Source organism: Pseudomonas sp. LB-090624, from assembly GCF_003205205.1.
In the GTDB taxonomy this organism is placed as follows: Bacteria; Pseudomonadota; Gammaproteobacteria; order Pseudomonadales; family Pseudomonadaceae; genus Aquipseudomonas.
Window position 1 is genome coordinate 31221 of record NZ_QJRL01000012.1, and the last position, 25936, is coordinate 57156.

Genomic DNA, 25936 nt, shown 5'->3' on the forward strand with positions numbered 1-25936 from the left:
CTGGCGATTCGGCCGTTACAGGTTCAAGGGAGCTGGAAAAACGCCCGCGCCGTCGCTGTGGTGTGTGCCGCCGTATGCTCGACCGGCTCACCCCGATGCAGCGCTACTTCACGCAGCACCTCCGGCAAGAACGCCGGTTCGTTGCGCCCGCTCTTTGGCTTTGGCCGCAGGCTGCGCGGTAGCAGGTATGGCGCATCGCTCTCCAGCATCAGCCGGCCTTCGGCAATGTTGCCCACCAATGGGTGCAGGTGGGTGCCCCGGCGTTCGTCGCAGATCCAGCCGGTGATGCCGATGTGCAGGTCCATGTCCAGGTAGGCGAACAGCGCGTCGCGCTCGCCGGTAAAGCAGTGCACCACTGCTGCCGGCAGGTGGTCGCGGTAATCCTTGAGGATCGCCAGCAACCGCTCGCTGGCATCACGTTCATGCAGAAACACCGGCAGGTGCAATTCGGCGGCCAACGCCAATTGGGCTTCCAAGGCTTTTTCCTGCAGAGGGCGAGGGGAGAAGTCGCGGTTGAAATCCAGGCCACATTCGCCCACGGCACGCACCCGTGGCTCGCTCAGCAGTTGGCGCAGCTGGCGTTCGCTGCCGGCATCCCAGCCCTTGGCATCGTGGGGGTGCACGCCTGCGGTGGCGAACAGGTGCGCGCCGCTGGCATCCAGTTGCTGGCAGAGCTCCAGTGCCTGTTCGCTGACCGCCAAACTGGTGCCCGTCAGCACCATTTGCGTCACGCCCGCCTCGATGGCGCGCTCGACAATGGCCGCCTGTTGGTCGTGGAAACTGCTATTGGTCAGGTTGACGCCGATATCGATCAGTTGCATGGTGTTGTCTCGTGCCGCGGGGCGGCCAGCATAACAAAAACCGGGTTTTTCTGAAAAAACCAAGAACTTCATGCTGTTACCGTGGTCTTTTGCCGTCATTTATCACTTGGCGGTGCAACCCATGGATGCCGCCCACCGACCATGGACACGTTTTCGCATGCCGCGATTCTGGCTCACATTCCTGGTGATGTTCGGGCTGGCCTTGTCGGGCCTGGCCTTCGCTCAAGCGCCCGGGCCGCAACAGAATATTCCGCCTGCCAAGGTCCGTGACCTGCAGCAGATCCGCAGCAGCAAGGTACTGCGCGTGCTGGTCAACCAGAGCCGCAACAGCTCTGGGGAAGTCAAGGGCGAGCCGGTAGGCATCGAGTACTATCGCCTGCGTGCCCTTGAGCATTACCTGAACGCGCGCAGCGCCGATGACCAGCAAATCCAGCTCAAGCTCATCCCGCGGGCCAAGGAGCAGCTGCTGGGGGCGCTCGCACGTGGCGAGGGTGACCTGGCGGCGCCAGGCGAGCTGCTTGACCCCGGTACCGTACGCGGCGTGAGCAGCAGTGCGCCGATACTCGACCAGGTCCCCTTGGTGCTGGTGGGGCGCAAGGGCGAGCGTAGCTTCAGCAAGGTCGAACAGCTGTCCGGGCGCACAGTGGCATTGACCAGTGCCAGTGCTGCTGGGCCGTTGATCCTGCAGGCCAACCAGCAACTGGCCTTGCGCAAGCGGCCGCCGATCAAGGTGGAGTGGGTCGACTCGACGCTGGCAGTGGAGGATGTGCTGGAAATGGTGCAGGCCGGTATCTATCACCTGACGGTGGTCGAGCAGCCGATTGCCCGGCGCTGGGCGCGTGTGATGCCACGCCTGCGCCTGCACAGCCGGGTGCACCTGGGGGCGCCGCAAGCCATGCGCTGGTATGTGGGGCGTGATGCGCCGCAATTGCTGGCCACGGTCGACCACTTCCTGAAAGGCTACCGCGCGCCTGACAACCAGGATGCCGCGTTCGAGCGCATCTACCGGCGCCAGTATCGGGTACACAACCCCTTGGCCGGCAAGGACCGCCAGCGCTTGGTGTCGGTGCGGGCAGTGCTGCAGAAGCATGGCCAGGCGCAACAGATAGACTGGCTCAACCTGGCTGCCCTGGCGTTCAAGGAGTCCACCCTCAACCCGGCCGCACGGGGCGCTGGCGGCGCCCATGGCCTGATGCAGATTACCCCCTCGGCGGCCCAGCGCGTGGGGGTGAGCAACACCGCCACGGTGGATGGCAATGTTCAGGCCAGTGCCCGCTACCTGGCGCTGATACGGCGCAAGTTCTTTGCCAGCGCCAAGATCAACGAGCGTGAGCGCATGGCTTTTGTACTGGCAGCCTACAATCTCGGCCCCGAGCGGGTCCAGGCCATGCGCGCCGAGGCCCGGCGTCGTGGCCTCAACGGCAACCAGTGGTTCTTCCAGACCGAGCGCATTGCAATGGAGCAGGTGGGCATGGGGCCGGTCAACTTTGTCAACAGCGTCAACAAGTACTACCTGGCGTTCAACCGCGAGCGTGCGGTGCTGGAGCGTGTGGTTAAACGCTGACAAATCGATTTTGTCGATTGTTATGTTGGGTTTTTTGCGATTTTCATATCTATTGAATTGATTATGATGGCGCCCATCCCAACACAACTTCTCCGCTCAAGGACGCTTCGACATGAACACCACCATCCTCAATGCCCTGTTCTCTACCCGCGCTGGCGCTGGCCTCAGCGTTATCCGTATCCTGGTTGGCATCATCTTCATGGCGCACGGTGCGCAAAAACTGTTCGGCCTGTTCGGCGGTTATGGCCTCGAAGGCACCGGCCAGTGGATGGAAAGCATCGGCCTGGCGCCGGGTTATCTAATGGCCCTGCTGTCTGGCAGCGCGGAATTCTTCGGTGGCCTGGCCCTGGTGGTCGGTCTGCTCGCCCGGCCGGCAGCCCTGGCGCTGACGGTGACCCTGGTGGTAGCGATCTTCTCGGTCCACATCGGCAATGGCCTGTTCATGTCGAACAATGGTTATGAATTCGCCCTGGCGCTTCTGGCCGGCACCGTTGCCGTCATGATCGAAGGCGCTGGCCGGTTCTCGCTGGACCGCCTGATAGCCCGCTGATACGCCGCCTAGGGCAAGATACCAGCCTCAAGCCGATTGAGGCTTGTATCTTGCCGCTAGTAGCTCTAGCATACCGTCTGCGCCGATTTAAACAGCTACTTGCGGGGCGCAGGAAAGCCCACCTCCGGGTTATCCGAAATACCGCTAAAGCGCTGGTTCGGTGACGCCTCCCACCGCTGCCCAGCGGGATTCGCGAGGCGGAGAGAAGCTCCATGAGTTGCCCACGTACCAGTGTCTGTTTGAGCCCTTTGCCTGTATCTCAGGCTCCCCGTACACCGCGCATCCTGCTCGGCGGCCAGCATCAGCCCACTCTTTTGCGTCACCTCGAAGGCCTGTCCCGTCGCAAGGGGCAGGCGCGTGCCTTTCTGATCCAGTTCGCCGATACCGGCTGCCACCTCGCGCAATATGGCAACGACCGGTTCGACCTGGCCGTGATCCAGGCACCGTCGTCGGACGAGGCCGCCGCGGTCATCGGCCACCTCACCCGCATCGCGCGCCAGGGCCTCATTACCCGTCGCTGAGGAGCGCCCGTTGAGCACCAATATCATCACCACGGAAGGCCATGAGGCGCTGAAAAAAGAGCTGGATCATCTATGGCGGGTGTATCGCCCGGAAATCACCCAGAAAGTCGCCTGGGCGGCGTCGCTGGGTGACCGTAGCGAGAACGCTGACTACCAGTACAACAAGAAGCTGTTGCGCGAAATCGATCGCCGGGTCCGTTATCTGCGCAAGCGTCTTGAAGATGTGAAGGTGGTGGCCTACTCGCCAGAGCAGGAGGGCAAGGTTTTTTTTGGTGCCTGGGTCGAGATCGAGAATGACGAAGGCGAGACCATGAAGTTTCGCATCGTCGGTTATGACGAGATCTACGGGCGCAATGACTATATCTCGATCGATTCACCCATGGCCCGCGCCTTGCTGAAGAAGGAGGAGGGCGATGAGGTGGTGGTGCACACGCCTACCGGTGAAGCGACCTGGTATGTGAGCAGCATCACTTACGCCCAGTGAATCGGTCATGCCTGGGTCGGCTTCATCCCTCTCGCAGCACTGCCAGCGGGCTGGCATTCAGCGCTCGTCGGGTGCCCAGCACGCCGGCCCCCCCCACCAGTAGCGCCCCCGCCAAGGGTAGCACCAGCAACCACGGATGCGGACTCCACTGCAAAGCGAAGGCATAGCGGTAAAGCACCAGGGTAATCAGCTCACACCCCACGGCCGCCAAAAGCCCGCTGGCGGCGCCAAGCAGACCAAACTCGATCCGCCGCGCCCTGACCAGCAGTGGCCGCGCCGCCCCCAGCGCCCGCAGCAGGGCACCTTGGCGGATGCGCTCGTCCAGCGTCGCCTGCAAGCCGGCGAACAGCACCGCCAGCCCGGCCGCCAGCACGAACAGCAGTACATATTCCACTGCCAGGGTCACTTGGGCGAGGATGCTGCGCAGTTGGTCGAGCAAGGCATCCACCTGCAGGATGGTCACGGCCGGGAAGGCCCGCGACAGCGCTACTACATCCAGATCATGCCCGGGTGCCAGGTAGAAGCTGGTCAGGTAGGTAGTCGGCAGCCCCTGCAGCGTGCCGGGCTGGAAGATCATGTAGAAGTTCGGCTGGAAACTGTCCCAGTGCACGCTGCGCAGGCTGCTGACCCTGGCCTGGCGCTGCTGGCCGCCGATGTCGAAAGTGAGCAGGTCGCCCATGTGCAGCTTCAGGCTTTTGGCCAGTTCTGCCTCCACCGACACGCCGGGTACTTCAGCGTCGCCGGGTAGCGCTTGCCACCAGTTGCCGGCGGTTAAGGCATTGCCCTCGGGCAATTCGGCGGCCCAGGTCAGGCTGAGGTCGCGCTGGACGGCGCGCTCGCCGGCCGAATCCTTGCTGACGATCTGCTGTACAGGTTGTTGGTTGACCTGCACCAGGCGCCCGGGCGTTACCGGGTATAGCGGTGCCGCGGTGGCGTTGACCTGCTGCAGGTGCTGGGCGAAGGGCTCGCGGTCATCCGGCAGTATGTTCAGGGCGAAATGGTTGGGCGCATCCTTGGGCAGTTGCGCTTGCCAGGTGTCGAGCAATTCTGCGCGCAGCAGGGCGACCAGGGCCATGGCCAGCAGGATCAGGCCGAAGGCCAGGGCTTGGCCGGCCGCAGCCGTAGGGTGGCGCAGCAGCTGCCCCAGCCCCAGGCGCCAGGTCAGTGGGGCCCCGGCCAGCAGTTGGCGCAGGCTGCGCAAGCCCAGCAACAGCATGCCGCCGAGCAGCAGCGCAGCAACCAGGCCACCACCGAGCAGGGCGAATGTGAGCAGCAGGTCGAGGCTCAGTCGCCACATGATCAGCCCCAGCGCCAGCAAGGCGGCGCCGTACACCAGCCAGCTGCTCGGGGGGATCGGCAGCAGGTCGCGGCGCAAAACCCGCAGCGGCGGCACCTGGCCCAAGGCCGCGATCGGCGGCAGGGCGAAACCGGCCAACGCCACCAGCCCGGTGGCGATGCCCGCCAAGGCCGGCACCACGCCGCCAGCAGGTACCACGCTGGGCAGCAGGCCCTGAAGCAGGCGGAACAGGCCCAGTTGGGCCAGCCAACCGAGCAAGGCGCCAGCCAGCGCTGCGACCAGGCCCAGCATGGCCAGTTGCACGCAATACAGGCCAAGGGCCTGGCGACGCGACAGCCCCAGGCAGCGCAGCAGGGCGCTGGCGTCCAGGCGGCGCGCTGCGTAGCGGCTGGCCGACAGGGCAACGGCAACGCCGGCCAGCAGCACGGCCACCAGGCTGGCCATGTTCAGGTAGCGTTCGGCCTTGCCCAGGGCGCCGCCGATCTGCTGGTTGCCATCGCGGGTGTCGCGCAGGCGCTGGTTGGCGGCCAGGTCCTTCTCCACGGCCTGGCGGTATTGCGCCAGTGCCTCGCTATCGCCCCGCCACAGGTCACGGTAGGTCACCCGGCTGCCCGGCTGGATCACGCCGGTGGCTTGCAGGTCGGCCAGGTTGATCAGCACCCGTGGGGTGAGGCTGTAGAAATTGTTGGCGCGGTCCGGTTCATAGGTGAGCACGCGGCTCATGCGCAAGGTTTTCATGCCGACGTCGATGCTGTCGCCGATCGACAGCCCCAATGCAGCCAGCAGACGTGGCTCGACCCATGCCTCGCCAGGCGCCGGGCCGCCACCCGGGGTTTCTTCGGCATAGGGTGCGGGGGCGCTACGTACTTGCCCGCGCAGCGGGTAGGCGCCGTCAGCCGCCTTGACGCTGGACAGCTGGATGCCGTTATCGCCACCGACCACACTGGTGAACTCGACCACCTGGGCATGGCGCAAGCCCAGCGTTTTGCCAGCAGCAAGCTGTTGCTCGCGGGCCGGGGCACTGCCCTGCAGTACCAGGTCGGCGCCGAGGAATTCGCTGGCACGCAGTTGCATGGCGCCGTTGAGGCGGGCGCCGAAATAGCCGATGGCAGTACTGGCCGCTACCGCCACCAGCAGGGCGAAGAACAGCACACGCACTTCGCTGGCGCGAATGTCGCGCAGTAACTGGCGCAGCGCCAGGCCGCACAGGCGGGACAGCGGCATGTGGGTCATCAGGCCTCCACCGGCGCTACAAGGCGGCCCGCGTCCAGACGGATATGGCGACGGCAGCGGCGCGCGAGGCGCTCGTCATGGGTGACCAGCACCAGCGTGGTACCGCGCTCCTTGTTCAGCTCGAACAACAGGTCGCTGATGCGCTCGCCGGTGTGGCTGTCGAGGTTTCCGGTGGGTTCGTCGGCGAACAGCACCGCTGGCTGGGCGGCAAACGCCCGGGCGATGGCCACCCGCTGCTGTTCGCCGCCTGAGAGCTGGCGCGGGGTGTGGCTCAGACGCTTGCCCAGGCCGACCCGTTCCAGCAGGGTGCGCGCATGCTCGCGGGCATCTCGTCGGCCGTCCAGCTCCAGGGGCAGCATCACGTTCTCCAAGGCATTGAGGCTGTCGAGCAACTGGAATGACTGAAACACGAACCCCACATGTTCGGCGCGCACCCGGGCGCGCTGGTCTTCGTCCAGCGGCCCGAGGTCGTGGCCGGCGAGGATGACTTTGCCGGCGCTGGGCTGGTCGAGGCCGGCGAGCAGGCCGAGCAGGGTCGACTTGCCCGAGCCCGAGGCGCCGACGATGGCCAGGCTGTCGCCCTGGGCCAGGTCAAGGGAGAGCGCGTGGAGGATGGTCAAGTCACCTTCCGCACTGGGGACCACTTTGCTAAGGTTCTGCGCAACGAGAATGCTGGGGCCCATGGAGAATCCGATGCGAGTGTGGTGGTTGAGTGCCGGTCTGGCCCTGTATTGCCTGGCCCAGAGCGCGGCGGCGGGAACACTGCTGGTTGTTGGCGATAGTATCAGCGCCGGTTTCGGCCTGGATACCCGCCAGGGTTGGGTGTCTCTGTTGCAGACCCGGCTCAGGGAGGAAGGTTTCGACGACGAAGTGGTGAATGCGTCTATCAGCGGCGACACCAGTGCAGGTGGCCAGGCGCGGCTGCCGGCGCTGCTTGCAGCGCACAAGCCGAGCCTGGTGGTACTGGAGCTGGGCGGTAACGATGGCCTGCGCGGCCAGCCCCCGGCGCAATTGCAACAAAATCTTGCCTCGATGATCGAAAGCGCGCGCCAGGCCGGTGCCAAGGTAGTGCTGTTGGGTATGCGCCTGCCGCCCAATTATGGTGTGCGTTACACCAGCGCTTTTGCCCAGGTGTATGAACAGCTCGCAGCGGACAAACAGGTGCCATTGGTGCCGTTTTTCCTGGAAGGGGTAGGGGGTGTGCCGGAGCTGATGCAGGCTGACGGCATTCATCCGGCCCAGGGTGCCCAGCAGCGCCTGCTGGAAAATGCCTGGCCGGCGATAAAACCCTTGCTGTGACGCTTTAAACGGGGGCCGCTTTCCGCTAATGTTGCGCCCCCCGTTTCGAGTGCCCCCGATGCCGCGCCCTGCCTGGTCCCTTTATGCCTACCAACTGATCGAGCCCGACGAGCAGCTCGACCTGTTCGCTTGCCAGGAAATTCGCGTTCACCTGGTGGCCCGCCAGCTAGAGCTGGGCGTGCCGGTCGACCGTACCCTGTGCGGCGGTTTGCTGCCAGCGCAGCCGCGCTGGTCGGGGGTGCCGCGCTCGATCTACCGCGATGGCCGCCTGTGTGACCTGTGCCGCGCCATCCTCGATGCGCAGCGCCGCGGCATGCGCCCGGTGTGGCCAGAGCTGCACGGCAGCTGAACGGCAGCCACCTTTCATCATCTGAAACGCTTGCGCGGCGGCAATGCCTCCCGCTTGCAGCGGAGCGGGTGTACAATCGTTCCTCTTGACCCATCTTTCGAAGGATTTACCGGATGTTGCCGCGCTTTCCTGCCGTCACCCGTAGCCTGTCCCTGGCCGCCCTGCTGGTAGCGGGCCCCGCCGCTGCGCTGGAGCTGCCACTGCCACCGCCCGGTGAAGACATCGTCGGCCAGGTGCAAGTGATCAAGGCAAAGTACGAGGACACGTTCGCCGACATCGGCACCGCCAACGACCTCGGCTACCTGGAAATGATCGCCGCCAACCCGGGTGTCGACCCCTGGCTGCCGGGTGCCGGCACCGAGATCATCCTGCCGACCCGCTACATCCTCCCGCCCGGCCCGCGTGAAGGTATCGTCATCAACCTGGCTGAGTACCGCATGTATTACTTCCCGAAAGGGCAGAATGTGGTGCATACCTTCCCGCTGGGTATCGGGCGCGAGGGCTGGGGCTCGCCGATTGCCAACACCAAGATCACTGCCAAGACGCCGAACCCGACCTGGACCCCGCCCGCATCCATTCGCAAGGAACACGCGGCGGACGGTGACATCCTGCCGACCGTGGTGCCGGCCGGCCCGGACAACCCGCTGGGGCCCTTCAAGTTCACCCTGGGTGTGCCGGGGTACCTGATCCACGGTTCGAACAAGAAGTTCGGAATTGGCATGCGTACCAGTCACGGTTGTTTCCGCATGCTCAACAACAATGTGCTGGAACTGTCGAAGATGGTGCCGGTGGGTACGCCGGTGCGCATCATCAACGAGCCTTACAAGTTCGGTATCAGTGCTGGCAAGGTCTATCTTGAGGCGCACACGCCGCTGGATGATCAAGGTAACCCGTCGGTCGTCGACAAGCACACCGCGGTTATCAATGCCTTGCTCAAGCGGGAAGACCTGGCCAATAACCTGCGCATGAACTGGGACATGGTGCGTGACGTAGTGGCTGCGGAAGATGGCATGCCGGTAGAAATTGCCATTCCGGTCGAGAACCAGGGTGGTTCACCGATGGTGTCGAGCATCCCGCCCGAACTGCAGTAAGCGAATTGCGACACACCCCGGCCCGCCTTAGTGCGGGCCTTTTCGTTTCTGACGGGCGTGCCAGCCTTGTTCGCGCGCAATAAAAAAGCCGACCCACAAGTGGGTCGGCTCCTTAACAATCCGTGAGGATTATTACTTGCGGCTGGCTTTGTCCAGCATACGCAGGGCGCGCTCGTTGGCTTCGTCAGCGGTCTGCTGAGCCTTCTGAGCGGCTGCCAGTGCGTCGTCAGCCTTACGGTAGGCTTCATCGGCACGAGCTTGAGCGCGAGCTGCTGCGTCTTCAGTCGCAGTCAGACGAGCTTCGGTTTCTTTGGATACGCTGCTGCAACCGGTAGCCAGAACTGCGGCCAGAGCCAGAGCAGAGAATTTCAGAACGTTGTTCATCGTGTTCCCCTTCAAGGACTTTCTATTAAATAGCCATCTCTCGGAAAAGAGAAACTGGCCGGCGTACATAGTACCCATTACTTGTAGTAAGTAAACTGACTGAGCGCAAGAACTGCAAAAAAAATGTTGCTTGACGTCTGGTCGACAAGATTTGTGACGTGCTTGTGAAAAAAATGGGGAGGGTTCGCAAGCGATTGTAGTACAGGAACTTTTTTGCTGAACTAAGGGTGACTTTAACTGTCCTTGGGCGTCTTAAGCCCTAGAACATCCGGCGGCTATTGAGCGGGCAGGGGAAGAGTCGCCCTGGTAGCGTTTTGGCCATTTTTAACGGCCGCCACCTTGAGCAATCCTGCTTGCCGCGCCTACTATCTTGTGAGTGCCAGAAGACGCGAACGATTGCAATCGTCCAGCGGTCGAAGGGGCAACAGGTGGCGCAGACAGTTCTGTGCCGGATAAACCACCATCGGTTAAGGTATGGGTCTGCCGAGAAGACCTGCGAGGAGTAGTGATGAGCGAAGCGCTGACCATCCACCATGACCAGGCCGGTCATCAGTTTGAGACCAACGTGGACGGTCATCGTGCCTACCTGACGTACATGGACTTGGGCAAGCAGACGCTGGACATCTATCGCACCTTCGTCCCCAACGCCCTGCGTGGCCGCGGGATTGCTGCCGCGCTGACCGAACGGGCGCTGGAGTACGCTGAGCAGATGGGTTACACGGTGATCCCGTCCTGCTCGTATGTGGAACGCTACATGGAGCGCCAGCAGCGGCATTCGAGCAAGGCCTGAATCTGTATTAAAAAAAGCGGGGCCGCTGTGCGGCCCCGCTTTTTTATTGCGCCAAATCAGCCGCGTTTACGCTGCGGCAGCACATCCTTCAGCTTGGCGTGCATGCTGCGCAGGGTCTTTTCGGTAGCTGACCAGTCGATGCAGGCATCGGTAATCGACACGCCGTATTGCAGCTCTTCCAGGTTCTTCGGAATCGACTGGCAGCCCCAGTTCAGGTGGCTTTCAACCATCAGGCCGATGATCGACTGGTTGCCTTCGAGAATCTGGTTGGCCACGTTCTCCATCACCAGCGGTTGCAGGGCCGGGTCCTTGTTGGAGTTGGCGTGGCTGCAATCGACCATGATGTTGGCCTTGATCTTGGCCTTCGCCAGGTCCTGCTCACACAAGGCGACGCTGACCGAGTCGTAGTTCGGCTTGCCGTTACCGCCGCGCAGTACTACGTGGCCGTAAGGGTTGCCCTTGGTGGTGACGATCGACACGCCGCCTTCCTGGTTGATGCCCAGGAAACGGTGCGGCTTGGACACCGACTGCAGGGCGTTGATGGCAACGGTGAGGCCGCCGTCGGTGCCATTCTTGAAGCCGACCGCCGAGGACAGGCCCGAGGCCATTTCGCGGTGGGTTTGCGATTCGGTGGTGCGGGCGCCGATGGCCGACCAGCTGATCAGGTCCTGCAGGTACTGCGGGGAGATCGGGTCGAGTGCTTCGGTGGCGGTCGGCAGGCCCATTTCGGCCAGGTCGAGCAGCAACTGGCGGCCGATGTGCAGGCCGTCCTGGATCTTGAACGAGTCATCCAGGTAGGGGTCGTTGATCAGGCCTTTCCAGCCGACGGTGGTGCGCGGTTTTTCGAAGTACACACGCATGACCAGGTACAGCGTATCGGACACTTCTTCGGCCAGCACCTTCAGGCGCTCGGCGTACTCGTGGGCGGCCTTGATGTCGTGGATGGAGCAAGGGCCAACCACGATGAACAGGCGATGGTCCTTGCCGTCGAGAATATTGCGCACCACTTCACGGCCGGCAGTAACGGTCTGCAGGGCCTTGGCGCTGAGGGGGATTTCCTTCTTGAGCTGATCGGGGGTGATCAGGGTCTCGTTGGAGGCAACGTTCAAGTCATCGATCGGTAAATCAGCCATCGTGTTACTCGTCAGGTCACGGGTGCCGGCCGCCAACTATCCCCGTGCGGCCCAGCAGCAAGAATAATCGCAGCGGGGAGCCGAACCTTAGCGCGTTACAGGTGGCGCGACAATGGGCTGGGCCCAGTCATTGTGGGGTTTTTCCGCGTTCGGGGGGCGCTGCGCGCGAACGGGCTGCCCAGTGTTGCGCAACCTGTGTAAAAAGAACGCTGAATTTATCCAGTGGAGATCGGCATGCATTCGCACACACCCCGCATCGGCATCATTGGCACCGGCGCCATCGGCGGCTTCTACGGGTTGATGCTGGCCCGTGCCGGTTTCGACGTCCATTTTCTGTTGCGCAGCGAGTACCAGGCTGTTCGTGCGCAAGGCCTGACGCTGGACAGTGCCGTCCATGGCGCGATGCAGATGGACGTGCAGGCCTACGCCAACGCCGCCGACATGCCGCCATGCGACTGGCTGCTGATCGGTGCCAAAGCCACCAGCAACGATCAGCTGGCGCCGCTGATCGTCCAGGCGGCTGCGCCAGGCGCCAAGGTGGTGCTGCTGCAGAACGGCCTGGGCGTGGAGGAGCGGCTGCGGCCAGCTTTGCGCAACGATATGCACCTGCTCGGTGGGCTGTGTTTCATCTGCGTCAACCGCCAGGCTCCGGGTGTGATCCGCCACCAGGCGTTGGGGGCGGTCAATCTGGGCTATCACAGCGGGCCGGCCAGTGACGGCGGGGCTGCGCTTGCCAGGGAAGGAGCCGGCCTGTTCCAGGCGGCAGGTATCGATTCGCAGGCCATGCCGAACCTGGCCCTGGCGCGCTGGCAAAAGCTGGTGTGGAACGTGCCCTACAACGGCCTGTCGGTGCTGCTGGGGGCCAGTACCACGCCACTGATGGCCGACAGCCACAGCCGCGAGCTGATCCAGGCCTTGATGGCCGAGGTGGTGCAGGGGGCGGCGGCGTGTGGCCAGGTGTTGCCCGAGGGTTACGCCGAGCACCTGTTCCAGGTGACAGAGCGTATGCCCGACTACTGGCCAAGCATGTACCACGACCATGTGCACAAGCGCCGGCTGGAGCTGCAGGCCATCTATGCCGAGCCGCTGGCACAGGCAATGGCCGCCGGCTGCAGCCTGCCGCGCATGCAGATGCTGCATCAGGCGCTGAGTTTCATCGACAGCAGCGACCGCCGCCGCTGAGGTCGGCTTTGGTCTGCAGCCCGCGCCAGTAGTGCGCCAGACGGCAAAGCGAGCGTCTGGCGCGCTGCTAAGCTGAAGCTTGCTCTGCCGCTGCGGCAGTCGAGGAGGTCGAATGATCCGCTCCATGCTGTACGCCACCGACCTCGGTGTCTACGCCCCTTTTGTGATGCAACACGCGCTGGCCCTGGCGCGCACTTTCGGCGCCGAATTGTATGTAATCCATGCGGTGGAGCCGATGGGCCAGTTCGCCGAGTCACTCCTGCAGAGCTACCTCGATGAACAGACACTGGACCAGCTGCACAGCCAGGGGGTGAACACGGTGATGGCCAACATAGAACAGCGTGTGCTGGAGAGCTTTCGCGACGAGCTGGGCGAGGAGGCCGACCTGGCGGTGATCAAGGCCGTGCGGGTGCGTCAGGGCGACCCGGCGCAGGTGATCCTGGATCAAGCGCAGCGATTAAGTGTCGACCTGCTGATATTCGGTAGCCACAGCGCCGGTGCCGGCGTGGATGTACCGCTGGGGCGCACCGCAGTGCGGTTGCTGCAGCTGTCGCCGGTACCGGTGTACATGGTGCCATTGGCGCAGCATCTGGGGCGTAGGAAATCATGAAGGTGGCCGTAGGCCATTTCCGGGCATGTAACAAAATTGTTCTAGATTTATTTCCAGAACCACTAATATAGTTATATATCGTCGCTGCCTGACTGCTGCGGACTCATCGCTGAACCGAGGGAAACCTATGAAGCTTCAACAACTGCGCTACATCTGGGAAGTGGCGCACCATGACCTCAACGTCTCCGCGACGGCTCAGAGTCTGTATACCTCCCAGCCCGGTATCAGCAAGCAGATCCGCCTGCTGGAAGATGAACTGGGTGTTGAAGTCTTTGCCCGCAGCGGTAAGCACCTGACCCGCGTTACCCCGGCCGGCGAGCGCATCATCAACACCGCTGGCGAGATCCTGCGCAAGGTCGAAAGCATCAAGCAGATTGCCCAGGAGTTCTCCAACGAGAAGAAGGGCACACTGTCCATCGCCACCACCCATACCCAGGCGCGCTATGCCTTGCCGCCGGTGATCAGCAGTTTCATCAAGCAGTACCCTGAAGTGTCGCTGCACATGCACCAGGGTTCGCCCATGCAGATTGCCGAGATGGCTGCGGACGGGACGGTCGACTTCGCCATCGCTACCGAGGCGCTGGAGCTGTTCGGCGACCTGATCATGATGCCGTGCTACAAGTGGAACCGTTGTGTGGTGGTGCCGCAAGGTCACCCGTTGGCGAAGCTGCCAAAGCTGACCCTGGAAGCCGTTGCCGAATACCCTATCGTCACCTATGTGTTCGGTTTCACCGGGCGCTCGAAGCTGGACGAAGCCTTCAACCATCGTGGCCTCACGCCGAAAGTGGTGTTCACCGCCGCCGACGCTGACGTGATCAAGACCTATGTGCGCCTGGGGCTGGGCGTGGGTATCGTCGCGGGCATGGCGGTGGACGCCAAGCTCGACAGCGACCTGGTGGCGCTGGATGCGAGCGAGCTGTTCGAGGCCAGCATTACCAAGATCGGCTTCCGTCGTGGCACCTTCCTGCGTGGCTTCATGTGCGACTTCATCGAGAAATTTGCCCCGCACCTGACCCGCGAAGTGATGGCCAAGGCCATTCAGTGCCACAACAAGCAAGAGCTTGAAGAATTGTTCGCCGGTGTTGAACTGCCGGTGCACTGATCCACAATTGCAAGGGGCCGCTATGCGGCCCCGGGTTTTTCAAGCTTTACTGATCAGGTTGCCTGCGTGCAACCCGCATTCCTTCTGCGTCGACTCTTCCCACCACCAACGCCCTTCACGCTCGTGCTGGTTCGGCAGCACGGGGCGGGTGCATGGCTCGCAGCCGATGCTGATGAAACCACGCTCATGCAGGCTGTTGTACGGCAGCTCCAGCATGCGGATATAACCCCACACTTCTGCGCTGCTCATCTGCGCCAGCGGGTTGAACTTGTACAGCGTGCGCTCGGGGGTGGAGAAGGCGCTGTCGATTTCAAGTGCGGCCACCTGGCTGCGGGTCCCTGGGCTCTGGTCGCGGCGCTGGCCGGTGGCCCAGGCGCTCACGGTCGCCAGCTTGCGGCGCAATGGCTCGATCTTGCGGATGCCGCAGCACTCGCCATGGCCGTCCTTGTAGAAGCTGAACAGCCCCTTGTCCTTGACGAACGGGTCGAGCTTGGCGCGGTCGGGGCTGAGGATTTCGATGGGCAGGTTGTACTGCTCGCGAACCTGGTCGATGAACCGGTAGGTCTCCGGGTGCAGGCGGCCGGTGTCGAGGCTGAATACCTTGACCTGCTTGTTCAGCTTCCAGGCCATGTCAACCAGCACCACGTCCTCGGCGCCGCTGAAGGAGATCCACAAGTCATCACCGAAGTGCTCGAAGGCAAGCTTGAGAATGTCCTGCGGGGACTTGTTGGCATAGGTCGCGGCCAGGGCGGCGACGTCGAAGGGTTGGCTCATCAGGCGGTTTCCATCTTGGCTGTGGCGCTGTGCGCTCGTAGTGGAGTGATGGTAACAAAAAAACGCGGGTTAGACGGTCTGATATCGGCGGCGCCTGCCTCGCGGTTCAGCTGCACATACCCTGTGGGCGCGGGCGCGCCCGCCAGGAATCCGCCACCGGTCACAAGCCCTGCAGGGTCTGCATCAGCACGCGTACCTTGGCAATCGATTCTTCATATTCGGCCTGCCATTCGGAGTCAGCCACCACAGCGCCACCGCCCCAGCAGCTGACCTGGCCGTCTTTTACCAGCAGGCTGCGAATGGCGATCGAGCTGTCCATTTCCCCGCGCACGTCCACATACAGCAGCGAGCCGCAGTACAGCGCCCGTCGCGCCGGTTCCAGTTCGTCGATGATCTGCATGGCACGGATTTTTGGTGCGCCGGTGATCGAGCCGCCAGGGAAGCTGTCGCCAATCAGGTCCAGGGCGTCTTTATCGCTGGCCAGCTGCCCGGTAATGCTGCTAACCAAGTGGTGCACGTTAGGGTAGCTCTCCAGGCTGAACAGCTCGGGTACTTTCACTGAGCCGATCTCACAGGTGCGCCCAAGGTCGTTGCGCAGCAAGTCGACGATCATCAGGTTTTCCGAGCGGTCCTTGGGGCTGTGCAGAAGCTCCTCGGCATTGCGCTGGTCTTCAGCCGGGTCGCTGGCGCGCGGGCGAGTACCCTTGATCGGCCGGGTTTCGACCTGGCCCTGGCTGACGCGGATAAAACGTTCAGGCGAAAAGCTCAGCAGGGCGCTGCCGTCGTTCAGTTGCTGATAGGCGGAAAACGGCGTCGGGCAGGCGCGGCGCAGCGCCTGGTAAGCCCGCCAATGGTCCCCCTGGCAGGGCGCACGGAAGCGTTGGGTGAGGTTGATCTGGTAGCAGTCACCGGCCTGGATGTAGCGCTGTACCTGGTCGAACGCCGTTTTGTACTGCGTGGGCTGCAAGTCGCCGGTCATTGGCGCAAGCAGCTGGAAGTCGCCGCTATCGGCCTGCTGGTCGGCCTCGAACAGGCTGAGCAGGCGATCGCGCTCATCGCCTGCCAGGCTCGGGTGGAACACCAGCTGGCTGGTGCCGTGCAGGTGGTCGCTGACCAGTGCCCAGGCATACAGGCCCAGTTGGGCGTCTGGCAGCCCGAGGTCGTCTGCGGCCAGGCTTGGCAGCTGTTCCAGGCGGCGGCCGAAGTCGTAGCTCAGGTAGCCGATCAGGCCGCCGGCAAAGGGCAGCTCGCTGCCTTCGGGCAGTCGTGCGTGACCCAATTGTGCCAAGGCGGCGCGCAGGCGCTGGAGGAACGCGCGACCCTGTTCGTCAGGCTGCACTTGCAAGTGTTGCAGCGGCCAGGCGCTGAGCAGGTCGAAGCGGCCGCGTTCGGCACCAGGGCGGGCGCTGTCGAGCAGGATCGCACCGGGGGCCTGGCGCAGGCGGGCGAAATAGGCGGCAGGGTCGGGTTGGTAGGGCAGGGGATGGAGCGTACAGGTCGGCATCAGTGTGGACGGCGATGTAAAAGCGAGGAGGGCGATTGTAGACCTGTGCAGGAAAAGCGCCTAGCACTGGGCGCGACATTCAACAGTGTGTTTGGCATTCGGGGCTGCTTTGCAGCCCAACCGCCACGCAAGGCCGCTCTCAGAGAGCCAAAATGCCTTGTTGATTCGGCAGGAACTCTTTGGGAGCAACTGCCTTGCTCAATTTCTAGAAGCTAGCGCAATCCTTGTGGGAGCGGCCCCGGCCCTGTCAGCCGGGATGCACGTGCCCGAATAACCCCTGCGACACTTTCACTCGCTGCTCCGCATCTTCGGTAACGCCATCTTTGGCCAGCGCCTCGATGTGCGCCTCGATAGCGTGGGTGCGCTGGGTCAGGCCGCAGTCGTTGGCAATCTGGATGTTCAGGCCCGGGCGGGCGTTGAGCTCCAGAATCAGTGGGCCCTTGTCCTGGTCCAGGACCATGTCCACACCGATGTAACCTAGCCCGCACAGCTCATAGCAACCGGCGGCCAGCTTCATGAAGCCGTCCCAGTTCGGCAACTGCACGCCGTCCACCGCGTTGGTGGTATCCGGGTGCTTGCTGATGATGTTGTTCAGCCAGGTGCCGCGCAGGGTCACGCCGGTGGCCAGGTCGACCCCGACGCCGATGGCCCCCTGGTGCAGGTTGGCCTTGCCGCCGGACTGGCGGGTGGGCAGGCGCAGCATGGCCATTACCGGGTAGCCCATCAGTACGATGATGCGGATGTCCGGCACGCCTTCGTAGCTGATGCTCTTGAAGATCTGGTCCGGGGTCACCCGGTATTCGATCAGCGCGCGGTCGCGGTGCCCGCCCAGCGAATACAGGCCGGTGAGGATGCTCGAGACCTGATGCTCGATTTCCTCATGGCTCATGATCTTGCCCGAGACCGTGCGATAACGGTCCTCGAAGCGGTCGGCGATCACCAGGATGCCGTCACCGCCAGCCCCTTGCGCCGGCTTGATGACGAAATCGCTGCGGCCGCCGATGATCTCGTGAAGCTTGTCGATCTGCTTCTCGGTCTCGATGATGCCGTACATTTCCGGCACGTGGATGCCGGCCGCCAGGGCGCGCTCCTTGGTGATGATCTTGTCGTCGACGATCGGGTACAGGTGGCGCTTGTTGTACTTCAGCACGTAGTCCGCGTTGCGCCGGTTGATACCCATGATGCCCCGGGCCTCCAGGGCTTTCCACGTCTTGATCAGGCCAAACATCAGGCGTCAGCCTTCTTCAGGAATGCCTTGAAGCGTACGAGCTCGGTCAGGCGGTAGCCGCGGTAACGGCCCATTGCCAGCATGAAGCCCACGAGGATCAGCAGCACGGCAGGGAAGGTGAACACGAAGTACACCAGCTCCGGCACCATCATCAGCAGGTGTGCCAGCGAGGCGGCGAACAAGGTGCCGATGGCCACTTTCATGGCATGGCCGCCGCCACGCTCTTCCCAGGTGATCGACAAGCGCTCGATGGTCATGGTCAAAATCACCATCGGGAACAGCGCCACCGACAGCCCACGTTCCAGGCCCAGTTTGTGGCTGAACAGGCTGATGGCCGCGATCAGCACCACGACGAAGGTCAGTACCACCGACAGGCGTGGCAGCATTTGCAGCTTCAGGTGTTCCAGGTACGAGCGCAGCGACAGGCCGAGTGCCGTGATTACCGTGAACAGCACGATACCGAAGCCCAGCTGGGTCTCGCGGAAGGCCAGGGCGATCAGCACCGGGGTGAAGGTACCCAGGGTCTGCAGACCGATCAGGTTGCGCAGCACCAGGATCACCAGCACGCCGATCGGGATCATCACCATGATCATGAAGGTTTGCTGGGTTTGCAGTGGTAGGCCGTACAGCGAGTATTCGAGGAAGTCGGCGTCGGTGTTCTCGTCAGTCAGCTTGGCCAGGCGGATGGCGTTCATCTCGCTGTTGTTCATGCTGAAGGTGACGTTGGCCTTCTTGCCGCCATCGACGGTGATCAGGTTGTCGTCACCCGTCCACCACAGCAGACGGTCGCTCGGCAGGCCTTGCTCGCCAGTGTCCGGGTTGAAGTACAGCCAGTCGTTGCCGTTGAAGCTGCGCAGCCACAGTTCCGGGGTTTGCGGGGTGTCGGCCACCAGGCGGATGGTGTGCACCTTTTCCATCGGCACGTGGGCGATGGACAACAGCAAGTCGATGACCTGGGCCTTCTTCATCGGCGAGGTGTCACCGGCGAGCAGCAGCTTGACGTTGTCATCGTTGAGGTTGTTGACCCGCTTGATGGTCTCGCTGACGAAGGTTTCGACGTCGGCCGAGTGCTGGCGAATCGGTGCCATCAGGGCTTCGGCAGCGATCTTCTCAGGGCCCTCGATGGCCAGGCTGTCACGGAAGGTCGGCCCTTTGACCGTGGTCTTCTCGTTGCTGTAGCGCTTGGTCAGCACCAGGCGATAGTAGAGGGTCTGGTTGCCGCTGGCGCGACGGGCCGACCAGGTCACCTTGCGGTTGCCGTCGGCACGGTTGACGCTGACCCCGTAGTTGTTGGAGATGAAGCTCTCGTTGAGGCTGACGTAGTCGCGGTTCAGCGGTGGCACGAACATCTGCACCTTGACCGGGTCTTTGGTGCTGGCCACGAATTCGACCTTGGCGTCGATATTCCACAGGTCGTCGGTTTCATCCTCGGTCACCGGGATGCCGAGGAAGAAGATCTGATAAGCCGTGACGGCCACGCCCAGCAGCACCAGCACGGTGATCAGGACTTTCAGATGGAGGGTAAGAGAGCGCATCGGGATTACTCTGCTTTGGGAGCGTCGGTGGCACAGGCAGGTTTGCCGGCCGCGTATTTAAGGCTTGGATCAACCAGTGCGTCGAAGTGCTTGAGGGCCTCGGAACCGATCAGCAGCGGGAACTGGAAGGCGCTGCGGTCGGTGAGGTTGACTTCGATGGTGCGCACGGCCTGGCCCATGCATATTTCGAGTTCGATGACCGGGCGGGCAGTGTAGGCCTTGCCCGAATCGGCATCATAGTCGCCGGCCCGGCGCTTGATCTTGCTGACGCGTGCCAGCGGGCGTTCGATCGGGTGCGAGTGGGCCGCGTCGATGGCCAGGTAGAAGCGCACCCAGCTTTCGCCATTGCGCTTGAACCGCTTGATGTCGCGGGCGCTTAGCGATGCGGTCTTGGCACCGGTGTCGAGCTTGGCGGCCACTTCCAGATCCAGGTCGCCCAGTCGTGCATATTCGTTGAGACCATACACGGTCTTGCCTGCCGCCTGGCCAATGGCCGGTAGCAGGGTGAGGCATAGCAGCAATAAAACGGGTGTAAGTCTCATAATCCTGGCGCGGTGCAGTGCAAGGTTCTAGGCAAGGTTCAGGTCAAGGTGACTGGCAACTACTGCGCAAGCTTCCTCGTTCATCTGTCAACAAGCATCAATGAATGACAGACAGGCTATCCATACCCCATCGGAGGCGCGGCATTCTATCACGCCGACGTCTTGACGCCAGCGGTGCGCGATATGACAGCGCATGGCCATCGTTAGTTCGTTCTTAGACGATTGTCGACAATATTGATTTTGTCTTTGACTTGAATGGCTTGATTCGCTAATTTCAGCGCTATGGATTTTCAAGGTGTCGACAATATGCAAGACCTTTCCACCCCTGCCGCGGTGCTGACAGACGAAACGGAAACCTTGTCCGAAAACGTCTTCCGGCGCATCCAGGCGGCCATCGTCAAGGGTGAAATCGCCCCCGGCAGCAAGATTTCCGAGCCTGAGCTGGCGCGTACCTACGGTATCAGCCGCGGCCCGCTGCGCGAGGCCATCCACCGCCTGGAGGGGCAGCGCCTGCTGGTGCGTGTGCCGCATGTGGGCGCGCGGGTAGTTTCGCTCAACCACGCCGAGCTGATCGAGCTGTACGAAATCCGCGAGTCGCTGGAGGGCATGGCCTGCCGCCTGGCCGCCGAGCGCATGAGCCAGGCCGACATCGACGAGCTGCGCCGGGTGCTCGATACCCACGAGCGTGATGCTGCGTTTCAGGCCGGCGTAGGTTACTACCAGCAAGAAGGCGACTACGACTTCCATTACCGGATCATCCAGGGTAGCGGCAACCAGACCCTGGTGAAGATGCTCTGCGGCGAGCTGTACCAGCTGGTGCGCATGTACCGCATCCAGTTCTCCGCCACGCCCAATCGGCCGCGCCAGGCTTTTGCCGAGCACCACCGCATTCTCGATGCCATCGCCGACCGTGACGGCGAGCTGGCCGAACTCCTGATGCGCCGGCACATCGGCGCGTCCAAGCGCAATATCGAGCGTCATTACCTGGACGCCCACAACAACAGCCCACGAGGTGAGAAATGACTGTGAAGAGCACCCCTGGTCAGCGTTTCCGCGACGCCGTTGCCGCTGAACACCCGCTGCAGGTGGTTGGCGCCATCAATGCCAACCATGCCCTGCTGGCCAAACGCGCCGGCTTCAAGGCCATCTACCTGTCCGGTGGTGGCGTGGCCGCGGGCTCCCTGGGCCTGCCAGACCTGGGCATCAGCGGCCTGGATGACGTGCTGACTGACGTGCGCCGCATCACCGACGTGTGCGACCTGCCGCTGCTGGTGGATGTCGACACCGGCTTCGGTGCCTCGGCCTTCAACGTGGCCCGCACGGTGCGCTCGATGAGCAAGTTCGGGGCAGCAGCGATCCACATCGAGGATCAGGTAGGCGCCAAGCGTTGTGGCCACCGGCCGAACAAGGAAATCGTCACCCAGCAGGAAATGGTCGACCGCATCAAGGCAGCCGTCGACGCCCGTACCGATGACAGCTTCGTGATCATGGCGCGTACCGACGCCCTGGCGGTCGAAGGCCTGAATGCCGCTCTGGACCGTGCCGAGGCGTGCATCGAGGCAGGTGCCGACATGATCTTCCCGGAAGCCATCACCGAACTGCAGATGTACAAGACCTTCGCTGACCGGGTGAAGGCCCCGATCCTGGCGAATATCACCGAATTCGGCGCCACGCCGCTGTACACCACTGAAGAGCTGGCCTCGGTCGACGTGTCGCTGGTGCTGTACCCGCTGTCGGCATTCCGCGCCATGAACAAGGCGGCCGAGAACGTGTACACCGCACTGCGCCGCGACGGCACGCAGAAGAACGTGATCGACACCATGCAGACCCGCATGGAGCTTTACGATGCCATTGGCTACCACGCCTTCGAGCAGAGCCTGGATGCGCTGTTCGCCCAGAAAAAAGGTTGAGCCAGCCGCTCCCGAATTAGCCAGATCGCTTCCTATAACAAGTTCAAGAAAGGAGAAACACCATGGCCGAAGCAAAAGTACTCAGTGGCGCAGGCCTGCGCGGCCAGGTGGCCGGCCAGACCGCACTGTCGACCGTGGGCCAGGCCGGTGCCGGGCTGACCTACCGGGGTTACGACGTGCGTGACCTGGCAGCCGATGCCGAGTTTGAAGAAGTCGCCTACCTGCTGCTGTATGGCGAGCTGCCAACCCAGGCTGAACTGGCCGACTACAAGCGCAAGCTCAAGGGCCTGCGTGACCTGCCGCAAGCATTGAAGGAAGTGCTCGAGCGCATTCCCCGCGACGCCCACCCGATGGACGTGATGCGCACCGGTTGCTCGGTGCTCGGCACCCTTGAGCCCGAACTTACCTTCGAGGCCCAGCGTGACAAGACCGACCGCCTGCTGGCGCTGTTCCCGGCCGTGATGTGTTACTGGTACCGCTTCACGCACCATGGGGTGCGCATCGATTGCACCAGCGATGAAGACACCCTCGGCGGCCATTTCCTGCACCTGCTGCACGGCAAGAAACCGAGCGAGCTGCACGTAAAGGTCATGAACGTATCGCTGATCCTGTACGCCGAGCACGAATTCAACGCTTCGACCTTCACTGCCCGCGTCTGTGCCTCGACCCTGTCCGACCTGTACTCCTGCGTTACTGCAGCCATCGGTTCGCTACGCGGCCCGCTGCACGGTGGCGCCAACGAGGCAGCCATGGAGCTCATCGAGCGCTTCCAGAGCCCCCAGGAAGCCACCGCCGAGCTGCTGCGCATGCTGGAGCGCAAAGACAAGATCATGGGCTTCGGCCATGCCATCTACAAAGAGTCCGACCCGCGCAACGAGGTCATCAAGGGCTGGTCGAAGCAGCTGGCCGATGAAGTGGGTGACAAGGTGCTGTACCCGGTTTCCGAGGCCATCGACAAGACCATGTGGGAGCAGAAGCGCCTGTTCCCCAATGCCGATTTCTACCATGCCTCGGCGTACCACTTCATGGGTATCCCGACCAAGCTGTTTACCCCGATCTTCGTCTGTTCGCGCCTGACCGGCTGGGCGGCGCACGTCTTCGAGCAGCGCGCCAACAACCGCATCATCCGCCCGAGCGCCGAGTATGTCGGCGTAGAACAGCGCCAGTTCGTGCCGATCGAGCAGCGCTGAATAGCTATAGAGAGGCAACCCGTTCCCCTTGTGGGAGCGGGCGTGCCCGCGAATGCGCCCGGCCTTGCAATCACTGTGCACCTGCTGACGCATTCGGGGGGCGCCCGCTTCCACAGGTACGGTAAAACCTTCCGAATCCTGTGACCGAGCCTGATTCCATGATGAACACTGCATACCGCAAGCACCTGCCAGGCACCGATCTGGACTACTTCGATGCCCGCGCGGCGGTCGAGGCGATCAAGCCCGGCGCCTACGACGGCCTGCCCTACACCTCCCGCGTACTCGCTGAAAACCTGGTGCGCCGCTGCGACCCGGCCACCCTCGACGCCTCGCTGGGGCAACTGATCGAGCGCCAGCGCGACCTCGACTTCCCGTGGTTTCCGGCGCGCGTGGTGTGCCATGACATTCTCGGCCAGACTGCGCTGGTCGACCTCGCCGGCCTGCGTGACGCCATCGCCGACAAGGGCGGCGACCCCGCCCAGGTCAACCCGGTGGTGCCGGTCCAGTTGATCGTCGACCACTCCCTGGCCGTCGAGTGCGGTGGCTTCGACCCGCAAGCGTTCGACAAGAACCGCGCCATCGAAGACCGCCGGAATGAAGACCGTTTCCATTTCATCAACTGGACCAAGAAGGCGTTCAAGAACGTCGACGTGATCCAGCCGGGCAACGGCATCATGCACCAGATCAACCTGGAGAAGATGTCGCCGGTTATTCACAACGACCATGGCGTGGCCTACCCAGACACCTGTGTCGGCACCGACAGCCATACTCCCCACGTCGATGCACTGGGCGTGATCGCCATTGGCGTGGGCGGCCTGGAGGCGGAAAACGTCATGCTCGGCCGCGCCTCGTGGATGCGCTTGCCGGAAATCGTCGGGGTCGAGCTGACCGGCAAGCTGGCACCGAACATCACCGCCACCGATCTGGTGCTGGCCTTGACCGAATTCCTGCGCAAGCAGAAAGTGGTGGGCGCCTACCTGGAATTCCATGGCGAAGGTGCGCGCGCCCTGACCCTGGGTGACCGCGCCACGATCTCCAACATGGCCCCGGAGTACGGTGCCACGGCGGCAATGTTCGCGATCGACCAACAGACCATCGACTACCTGCGCCTGACCGGCCGCGAGGAGCAGCAGGTCAAGCTTGTGGAAACCTACGCCAAGGCCACCGGCCTGTGGGCTGACAGCCTGAGCGGCGCCGTCTACGAGCGCACCCTGAGCTTCGACCTGTCGAGCGTGGTGCGCAACATGGCCGGCCCGTCCAACCCGCATGCCCGCGTCGCCACCAGTGACCTGGCGGCCAAAGGCATCGCCGGCAGCTGGGAGGAAGTGCCGGGGCAAATGCCGGATGGCGCGGTCATCATCGCTGCCATCACCAGTTGCACCAACACCAGCAACCCGCGCAACGTGATTGCCGCAGGCCTGATTGCGCGCAATGCCAACAAGCTGGGCCTGACCCGCAAGCCGTGGGTCAAGTCGTCGTTGGCACCCGGCTCCAAGGCGGTGCAGCTGTACCTGGAGGAGGCAGGGCTGGAGAAGGAGCTGGAGCAGCTTGGCTTTGGCATCGTCGCCTTCGCCTGCACCACCTGCAACGGTATGTCCGGCGCCCTGGACCCGGTGATCCAGCAAGAAATCATCGACCGCGACCTGTACGCCACTGCCGTGTTGTCGGGTAACCGCAACTTCGACGGGCGTATCCACCCGTACGCCAAGCAGGCTTTCCTGGCTTCGCCACCGCTGGTGGTCGCCTACGCCATCGCCGGTACCATCCGCTTCGACATCGAGAAGGATGTACTGGGGGTGGTCGACGGCAAGGAAATCCGCCTCAAGGACATCTGGCCCAGCGACGAAGAAATCGATGCGGTGGTGCGTGCGGCGGTCAAGCCGGAGCAGTTCCGCAAGGTCTACATTCCAATGTTCGCCATCGAGGAAGACCGCGGGCCGAAAGTTGCGCCGCTGTATGATTGGCGCCCGATGAGCACCTATATCCGCCGCCCTCCCTACTGGGAAGGGGCCCTGGCCGGTGAGCGCACCCTGCGCGGCATGCGCCCGCTGGCGGTGCTGCCGGACAACATCACCACCGACCACCTCTCGCCGTCCAACGCAATCATGCTCGACAGCGCGGCGGGTGAGTACCTGGCGAAAATGGGCCTGCCGGAAGAAGACTTCAACTCCTACGCTACCCACCGTGGCGACCACCTGACCGCGCAGCGCGCCACCTTCGCCAACCCCAAGCTGTTCAATGAAATGGTGCGCAAGGAAGACGGCAGCGTGAAGCAGGGCTCGCTGGCGAGAATCGAGCCGGAAGGCAAGGTTACCCGTATGTGGGAGGCGATCGAAACTTACATGCAGCGCAAGCAGCCGCTGATCATCGTCGCGGGTGCTGACTACGGCCAGGGCTCGTCGCGCGACTGGGCGGCCAAGGGCGTGCGCCTGGCGGGTGTCGAGGCAATCGTCGCCGAAGGCTTCGAGCGTATTCACCGGACCAACCTGGTAGGCATGGGCGTGCTGCCGCTGGAGTTCAAACCGGGCACCGACCGCAAGACCCTGGGCCTGGATGGCAGCGAGACCTATGACGTGCTGGGGGCGCGTACGCCACGGGCGACCCTGACCCTGGTGGTTACCCGCGCCAATGGCGAGCGGCTGGAGGTGCCGGTGACCTGCCGCCTGGACACCGCCGAGGAAGTGTCGATCTACGAAGCGGGCGGGGTGCTGCAGCGCTTCGCCCAGGACTTCCTCGAAGCGACCGCCTGAGCATGAATCGGGGGCCGTTTTGCGGCCCTTTCGCGACACAAGGCCGCTCCCACAAAGGGCGGCGCAGTACCTGTGGGAGCGGCCTTGTGTCGC

25 protein-coding genes are annotated in these 25936 nt (G+C 63.1%); 15 read left to right on the forward strand and 10 right to left on the reverse strand.

Annotation, left to right across the window (positions count from 1 at the left end; genetic code table 11):
• Positions 1-23: 23 nt before the first annotated feature.
• Positions 24-821, reverse strand: coding sequence for a TatD family hydrolase (locus DMX11_RS13645; protein ID WP_110744993.1), 798 nt, complete (start codon positions 819-821; stop codon positions 24-26).
• Between the two features lie 157 nt (positions 822-978).
• On the opposite strand from DMX11_RS13645, the gene DMX11_RS13650 reads away from it, so the two are divergent.
• The 4 genes from DMX11_RS13650 (at position 979) to greB (ending at position 3940) form a co-directional block, all read left to right on the forward strand.
• Positions 979-2385, forward strand: coding sequence for a transglycosylase SLT domain-containing protein (locus tag DMX11_RS13650; RefSeq protein ID WP_110744994.1), 1407 nt, complete (start codon positions 979-981; stop codon positions 2383-2385).
• 112 nt (positions 2386-2497) lie between these two features.
• Positions 2498-2935: a DoxX family protein gene (locus tag DMX11_RS13655; protein ID WP_110744995.1), complete on the forward strand. Its 438-nt coding sequence runs from the start codon at positions 2498-2500 to the stop codon at positions 2933-2935.
• A 212-nt stretch (positions 2936-3147) separates the two neighbouring features.
• Positions 3148-3456 (forward strand): hypothetical protein, encoded by a 309-nt coding sequence (locus DMX11_RS13660; RefSeq protein ID WP_110744996.1) that lies wholly within the window; start codon positions 3148-3150, stop codon positions 3454-3456.
• Positions 3457-3466: 10 nt separating this feature from the next.
• Positions 3467-3940: a transcription elongation factor GreB gene (gene greB, locus DMX11_RS13665; RefSeq protein ID WP_110744997.1), complete on the forward strand. Its 474-nt coding sequence runs from the start codon at positions 3467-3469 to the stop codon at positions 3938-3940.
• A gap of 22 nt (positions 3941-3962) precedes the next feature.
• Here the strand turns inward: greB and DMX11_RS13670 are convergent, their stop codons facing one another.
• Complete coding sequence (locus DMX11_RS13670) at positions 3963-6470, reverse strand: ABC transporter permease (protein WP_110744998.1); 2508 nt, start codon at positions 6468-6470, stop codon at positions 3963-3965.
• Entirely contained in the window at positions 6470-7153 is a 684-nt protein-coding gene (locus DMX11_RS13675) for an ABC transporter ATP-binding protein (protein WP_110744999.1), read from the reverse strand. Before DMX11_RS13675 ends, DMX11_RS13670 begins: the two co-directional genes overlap by 1 nt.
• Before the next feature lie 10 nt (positions 7154-7163).
• Between DMX11_RS13675 and DMX11_RS13680 the strand changes: the two genes are divergently transcribed.
• The 3 genes from DMX11_RS13680 (at position 7164) to DMX11_RS13690 (ending at position 9209) form a co-directional block, all read left to right on the forward strand.
• Positions 7164-7769, forward strand: a complete 606-nt coding sequence (locus DMX11_RS13680) for an arylesterase (protein ID WP_110745000.1) — start codon at positions 7164-7166, stop codon at positions 7767-7769.
• A gap of 58 nt (positions 7770-7827) precedes the next feature.
• A complete protein-coding gene (locus DMX11_RS13685; RefSeq protein ID WP_110745001.1) occupies positions 7828-8118 on the forward strand; it encodes a hypothetical protein in 291 nt (96 codons plus the stop codon).
• A gap of 113 nt (positions 8119-8231) precedes the next feature.
• On the forward strand, positions 8232-9209 hold the full coding sequence (locus DMX11_RS13690; protein WP_110745002.1) for a L,D-transpeptidase family protein: 978 nt from the start codon (positions 8232-8234) through the stop codon (positions 9207-9209).
• 132 nt (positions 9210-9341) lie between these two features.
• Here DMX11_RS13690 and oprI read toward each other — a convergent pair whose 3' ends face one another.
• Positions 9342-9593, reverse strand: a complete 252-nt coding sequence (gene oprI, locus DMX11_RS13695) for an outer membrane lipoprotei OprI (protein WP_003259780.1) — start codon at positions 9591-9593, stop codon at positions 9342-9344.
• Between the two features lie 508 nt (positions 9594-10101).
• Here oprI and DMX11_RS13700 point away from each other — a divergent pair.
• Positions 10102-10383 (forward strand): GNAT family N-acetyltransferase, encoded by a 282-nt coding sequence (locus DMX11_RS13700; protein ID WP_003250290.1) that lies wholly within the window; start codon positions 10102-10104, stop codon positions 10381-10383.
• 56 nt (positions 10384-10439) lie between these two features.
• Here DMX11_RS13700 and DMX11_RS13705 read toward each other — a convergent pair whose 3' ends face one another.
• Positions 10440-11516: a 3-deoxy-7-phosphoheptulonate synthase gene (locus DMX11_RS13705; RefSeq protein WP_110745003.1), complete on the reverse strand. Its 1077-nt coding sequence runs from the start codon at positions 11514-11516 to the stop codon at positions 10440-10442.
• Between the two features lie 234 nt (positions 11517-11750).
• On the opposite strand from DMX11_RS13705, the gene DMX11_RS13710 reads away from it, so the two are divergent.
• The 3 genes from DMX11_RS13710 (at position 11751) to cysB (ending at position 14410) form a co-directional block, all read left to right on the forward strand.
• Positions 11751-12698, forward strand: a complete 948-nt coding sequence (locus DMX11_RS13710; RefSeq protein WP_110745004.1) for a putative 2-dehydropantoate 2-reductase — start codon at positions 11751-11753, stop codon at positions 12696-12698.
• A 112-nt stretch (positions 12699-12810) separates the two neighbouring features.
• A complete protein-coding gene (locus tag DMX11_RS13715) occupies positions 12811-13308 on the forward strand; it encodes a universal stress protein (protein ID WP_110745005.1) in 498 nt (165 codons plus the stop codon).
• A gap of 127 nt (positions 13309-13435) precedes the next feature.
• Entirely contained in the window at positions 13436-14410 is a 975-nt protein-coding gene (cysB, locus tag DMX11_RS13720) for an HTH-type transcriptional regulator CysB (RefSeq protein ID WP_061203019.1), read from the forward strand.
• A 39-nt stretch (positions 14411-14449) separates the two neighbouring features.
• Here cysB and DMX11_RS13725 read toward each other — a convergent pair whose 3' ends face one another.
• The 5 genes from DMX11_RS13725 to DMX11_RS13745 form a co-directional block, all read right to left on the reverse strand.
• Positions 14450-15184 carry a phosphoadenylyl-sulfate reductase gene (locus DMX11_RS13725; protein ID WP_110745006.1) on the reverse strand — a complete coding sequence of 245 codons (735 nt, stop codon included), beginning with the start codon at positions 15182-15184 and terminating at the stop codon, positions 14450-14452.
• Positions 15185-15344: 160 nt separating this feature from the next.
• Positions 15345-16688: an aminodeoxychorismate synthase component I gene (gene pabB, locus DMX11_RS13730; protein ID WP_110745007.1), complete on the reverse strand. Its 1344-nt coding sequence runs from the start codon at positions 16686-16688 to the stop codon at positions 15345-15347.
• A gap of 247 nt (positions 16689-16935) precedes the next feature.
• On the reverse strand, positions 16936-17916 hold the full coding sequence (locus tag DMX11_RS13735; protein ID WP_110745008.1) for an alpha-L-glutamate ligase-like protein: 981 nt from the start codon (positions 17914-17916) through the stop codon (positions 16936-16938).
• Positions 17916-19451, reverse strand: a complete 1536-nt coding sequence (locus tag DMX11_RS13740; protein WP_110745009.1) for an inactive transglutaminase family protein — start codon at positions 19449-19451, stop codon at positions 17916-17918. Before DMX11_RS13740 ends, DMX11_RS13735 begins: the two co-directional genes overlap by 1 nt.
• A 5-nt stretch (positions 19452-19456) precedes the next feature.
• Positions 19457-19993, reverse strand: coding sequence for an ATP-dependent zinc protease (locus DMX11_RS13745; protein WP_110745010.1), 537 nt, complete (start codon positions 19991-19993; stop codon positions 19457-19459).
• 306 nt (positions 19994-20299) lie between these two features.
• Between DMX11_RS13745 and DMX11_RS13750 the strand changes: the two genes are divergently transcribed.
• From DMX11_RS13750 to acnD, 4 genes are all read left to right on the forward strand, one after another.
• Entirely contained in the window at positions 20300-21016 is a 717-nt protein-coding gene (locus tag DMX11_RS13750) for a GntR family transcriptional regulator (protein WP_110745011.1), read from the forward strand.
• Positions 21013-21903, forward strand: coding sequence for a methylisocitrate lyase (gene prpB / locus DMX11_RS13755; protein WP_110745012.1), 891 nt, complete (start codon positions 21013-21015; stop codon positions 21901-21903). The genes DMX11_RS13750 and prpB overlap by 4 nt, the downstream gene beginning before the upstream one ends.
• A gap of 62 nt (positions 21904-21965) precedes the next feature.
• Positions 21966-23093 (forward strand): 2-methylcitrate synthase, encoded by a 1128-nt coding sequence (gene prpC, locus DMX11_RS13760; RefSeq protein WP_110745013.1) that lies wholly within the window; start codon positions 21966-21968, stop codon positions 23091-23093.
• Positions 23094-23254: 161 nt separating this feature from the next.
• Positions 23255-25843, forward strand: a complete 2589-nt coding sequence (acnD, locus tag DMX11_RS13765) for a Fe/S-dependent 2-methylisocitrate dehydratase AcnD (protein ID WP_110745014.1) — start codon at positions 23255-23257, stop codon at positions 25841-25843.
• Positions 25844-25936: the final 93 nt, after the last annotated feature.

Bases quoted from the DNA above. Each gene is read 5' to 3' on its own strand.
- DMX11_RS13675 (WP_110744999.1), bottom strand. From the start codon at position 7,153: ATGGGCCCCAGCATTCTCGTTGCGCAGAACCTTAGCAAAGTGGTCCCC.
- DMX11_RS13670 (WP_110744998.1), bottom strand. From the start codon at position 6,470: ATGACCCACATGCCGCTGTCCCGCCTGTGCGGCCTGGCGCTGCGCCAG.
- DMX11_RS13685 (WP_110745001.1), top strand. From the start codon at position 7,828: ATGCCGCGCCCTGCCTGGTCCCTTTATGCCTACCAACTGATCGAGCCC.
- DMX11_RS13650 (WP_110744994.1), top strand. From the start codon at position 979: ATGCCGCGATTCTGGCTCACATTCCTGGTGATGTTCGGGCTGGCCTTG.
- prpB (WP_110745012.1), top strand. From the start codon at position 21,013: ATGACTGTGAAGAGCACCCCTGGTCAGCGTTTCCGCGACGCCGTTGCC.
- oprI (WP_003259780.1), bottom strand. From the start codon at position 9,593: ATGAACAACGTTCTGAAATTCTCTGCTCTGGCTCTGGCCGCAGTTCTG.
- DMX11_RS13740 (WP_110745009.1), bottom strand. From the start codon at position 19,451: ATGCGCTCTCTTACCCTCCATCTGAAAGTCCTGATCACCGTGCTGGTG.
- DMX11_RS13710 (WP_110745004.1), top strand. From the start codon at position 11,751: ATGCATTCGCACACACCCCGCATCGGCATCATTGGCACCGGCGCCATC.
- prpC (WP_110745013.1), top strand. From the start codon at position 21,966: ATGGCCGAAGCAAAAGTACTCAGTGGCGCAGGCCTGCGCGGCCAGGTG.
- DMX11_RS13715 (WP_110745005.1), top strand. From the start codon at position 12,811: ATGATCCGCTCCATGCTGTACGCCACCGACCTCGGTGTCTACGCCCCT.
- DMX11_RS13735 (WP_110745008.1), bottom strand. From the start codon at position 17,916: ATGTTTGGCCTGATCAAGACGTGGAAAGCCCTGGAGGCCCGGGGCATC.
- DMX11_RS13750 (WP_110745011.1), top strand. From the start codon at position 20,300: ATGCAAGACCTTTCCACCCCTGCCGCGGTGCTGACAGACGAAACGGAA.
- DMX11_RS13660 (WP_110744996.1), top strand. From the start codon at position 3,148: ATGAGTTGCCCACGTACCAGTGTCTGTTTGAGCCCTTTGCCTGTATCT.
- DMX11_RS13655 (WP_110744995.1), top strand. From the start codon at position 2,498: ATGAACACCACCATCCTCAATGCCCTGTTCTCTACCCGCGCTGGCGCT.
- cysB (WP_061203019.1), top strand. From the start codon at position 13,436: ATGAAGCTTCAACAACTGCGCTACATCTGGGAAGTGGCGCACCATGAC.
- DMX11_RS13680 (WP_110745000.1), top strand. From the start codon at position 7,164: ATGCGAGTGTGGTGGTTGAGTGCCGGTCTGGCCCTGTATTGCCTGGCC.
- DMX11_RS13705 (WP_110745003.1), bottom strand. From the start codon at position 11,516: ATGGCTGATTTACCGATCGATGACTTGAACGTTGCCTCCAACGAGACC.
- DMX11_RS13690 (WP_110745002.1), top strand. From the start codon at position 8,232: ATGTTGCCGCGCTTTCCTGCCGTCACCCGTAGCCTGTCCCTGGCCGCC.
- DMX11_RS13725 (WP_110745006.1), bottom strand. From the start codon at position 15,184: ATGAGCCAACCCTTCGACGTCGCCGCCCTGGCCGCGACCTATGCCAAC.
- DMX11_RS13745 (WP_110745010.1), bottom strand. From the start codon at position 19,993: ATGAGACTTACACCCGTTTTATTGCTGCTATGCCTCACCCTGCTACCG.
- DMX11_RS13700 (WP_003250290.1), top strand. From the start codon at position 10,102: ATGAGCGAAGCGCTGACCATCCACCATGACCAGGCCGGTCATCAGTTT.
- pabB (WP_110745007.1), bottom strand. From the start codon at position 16,688: ATGCCGACCTGTACGCTCCATCCCCTGCCCTACCAACCCGACCCTGCC.
- DMX11_RS13645 (WP_110744993.1), bottom strand. From the start codon at position 821: ATGCAACTGATCGATATCGGCGTCAACCTGACCAATAGCAGTTTCCAC.
- acnD (WP_110745014.1), top strand. From the start codon at position 23,255: ATGAACACTGCATACCGCAAGCACCTGCCAGGCACCGATCTGGACTAC.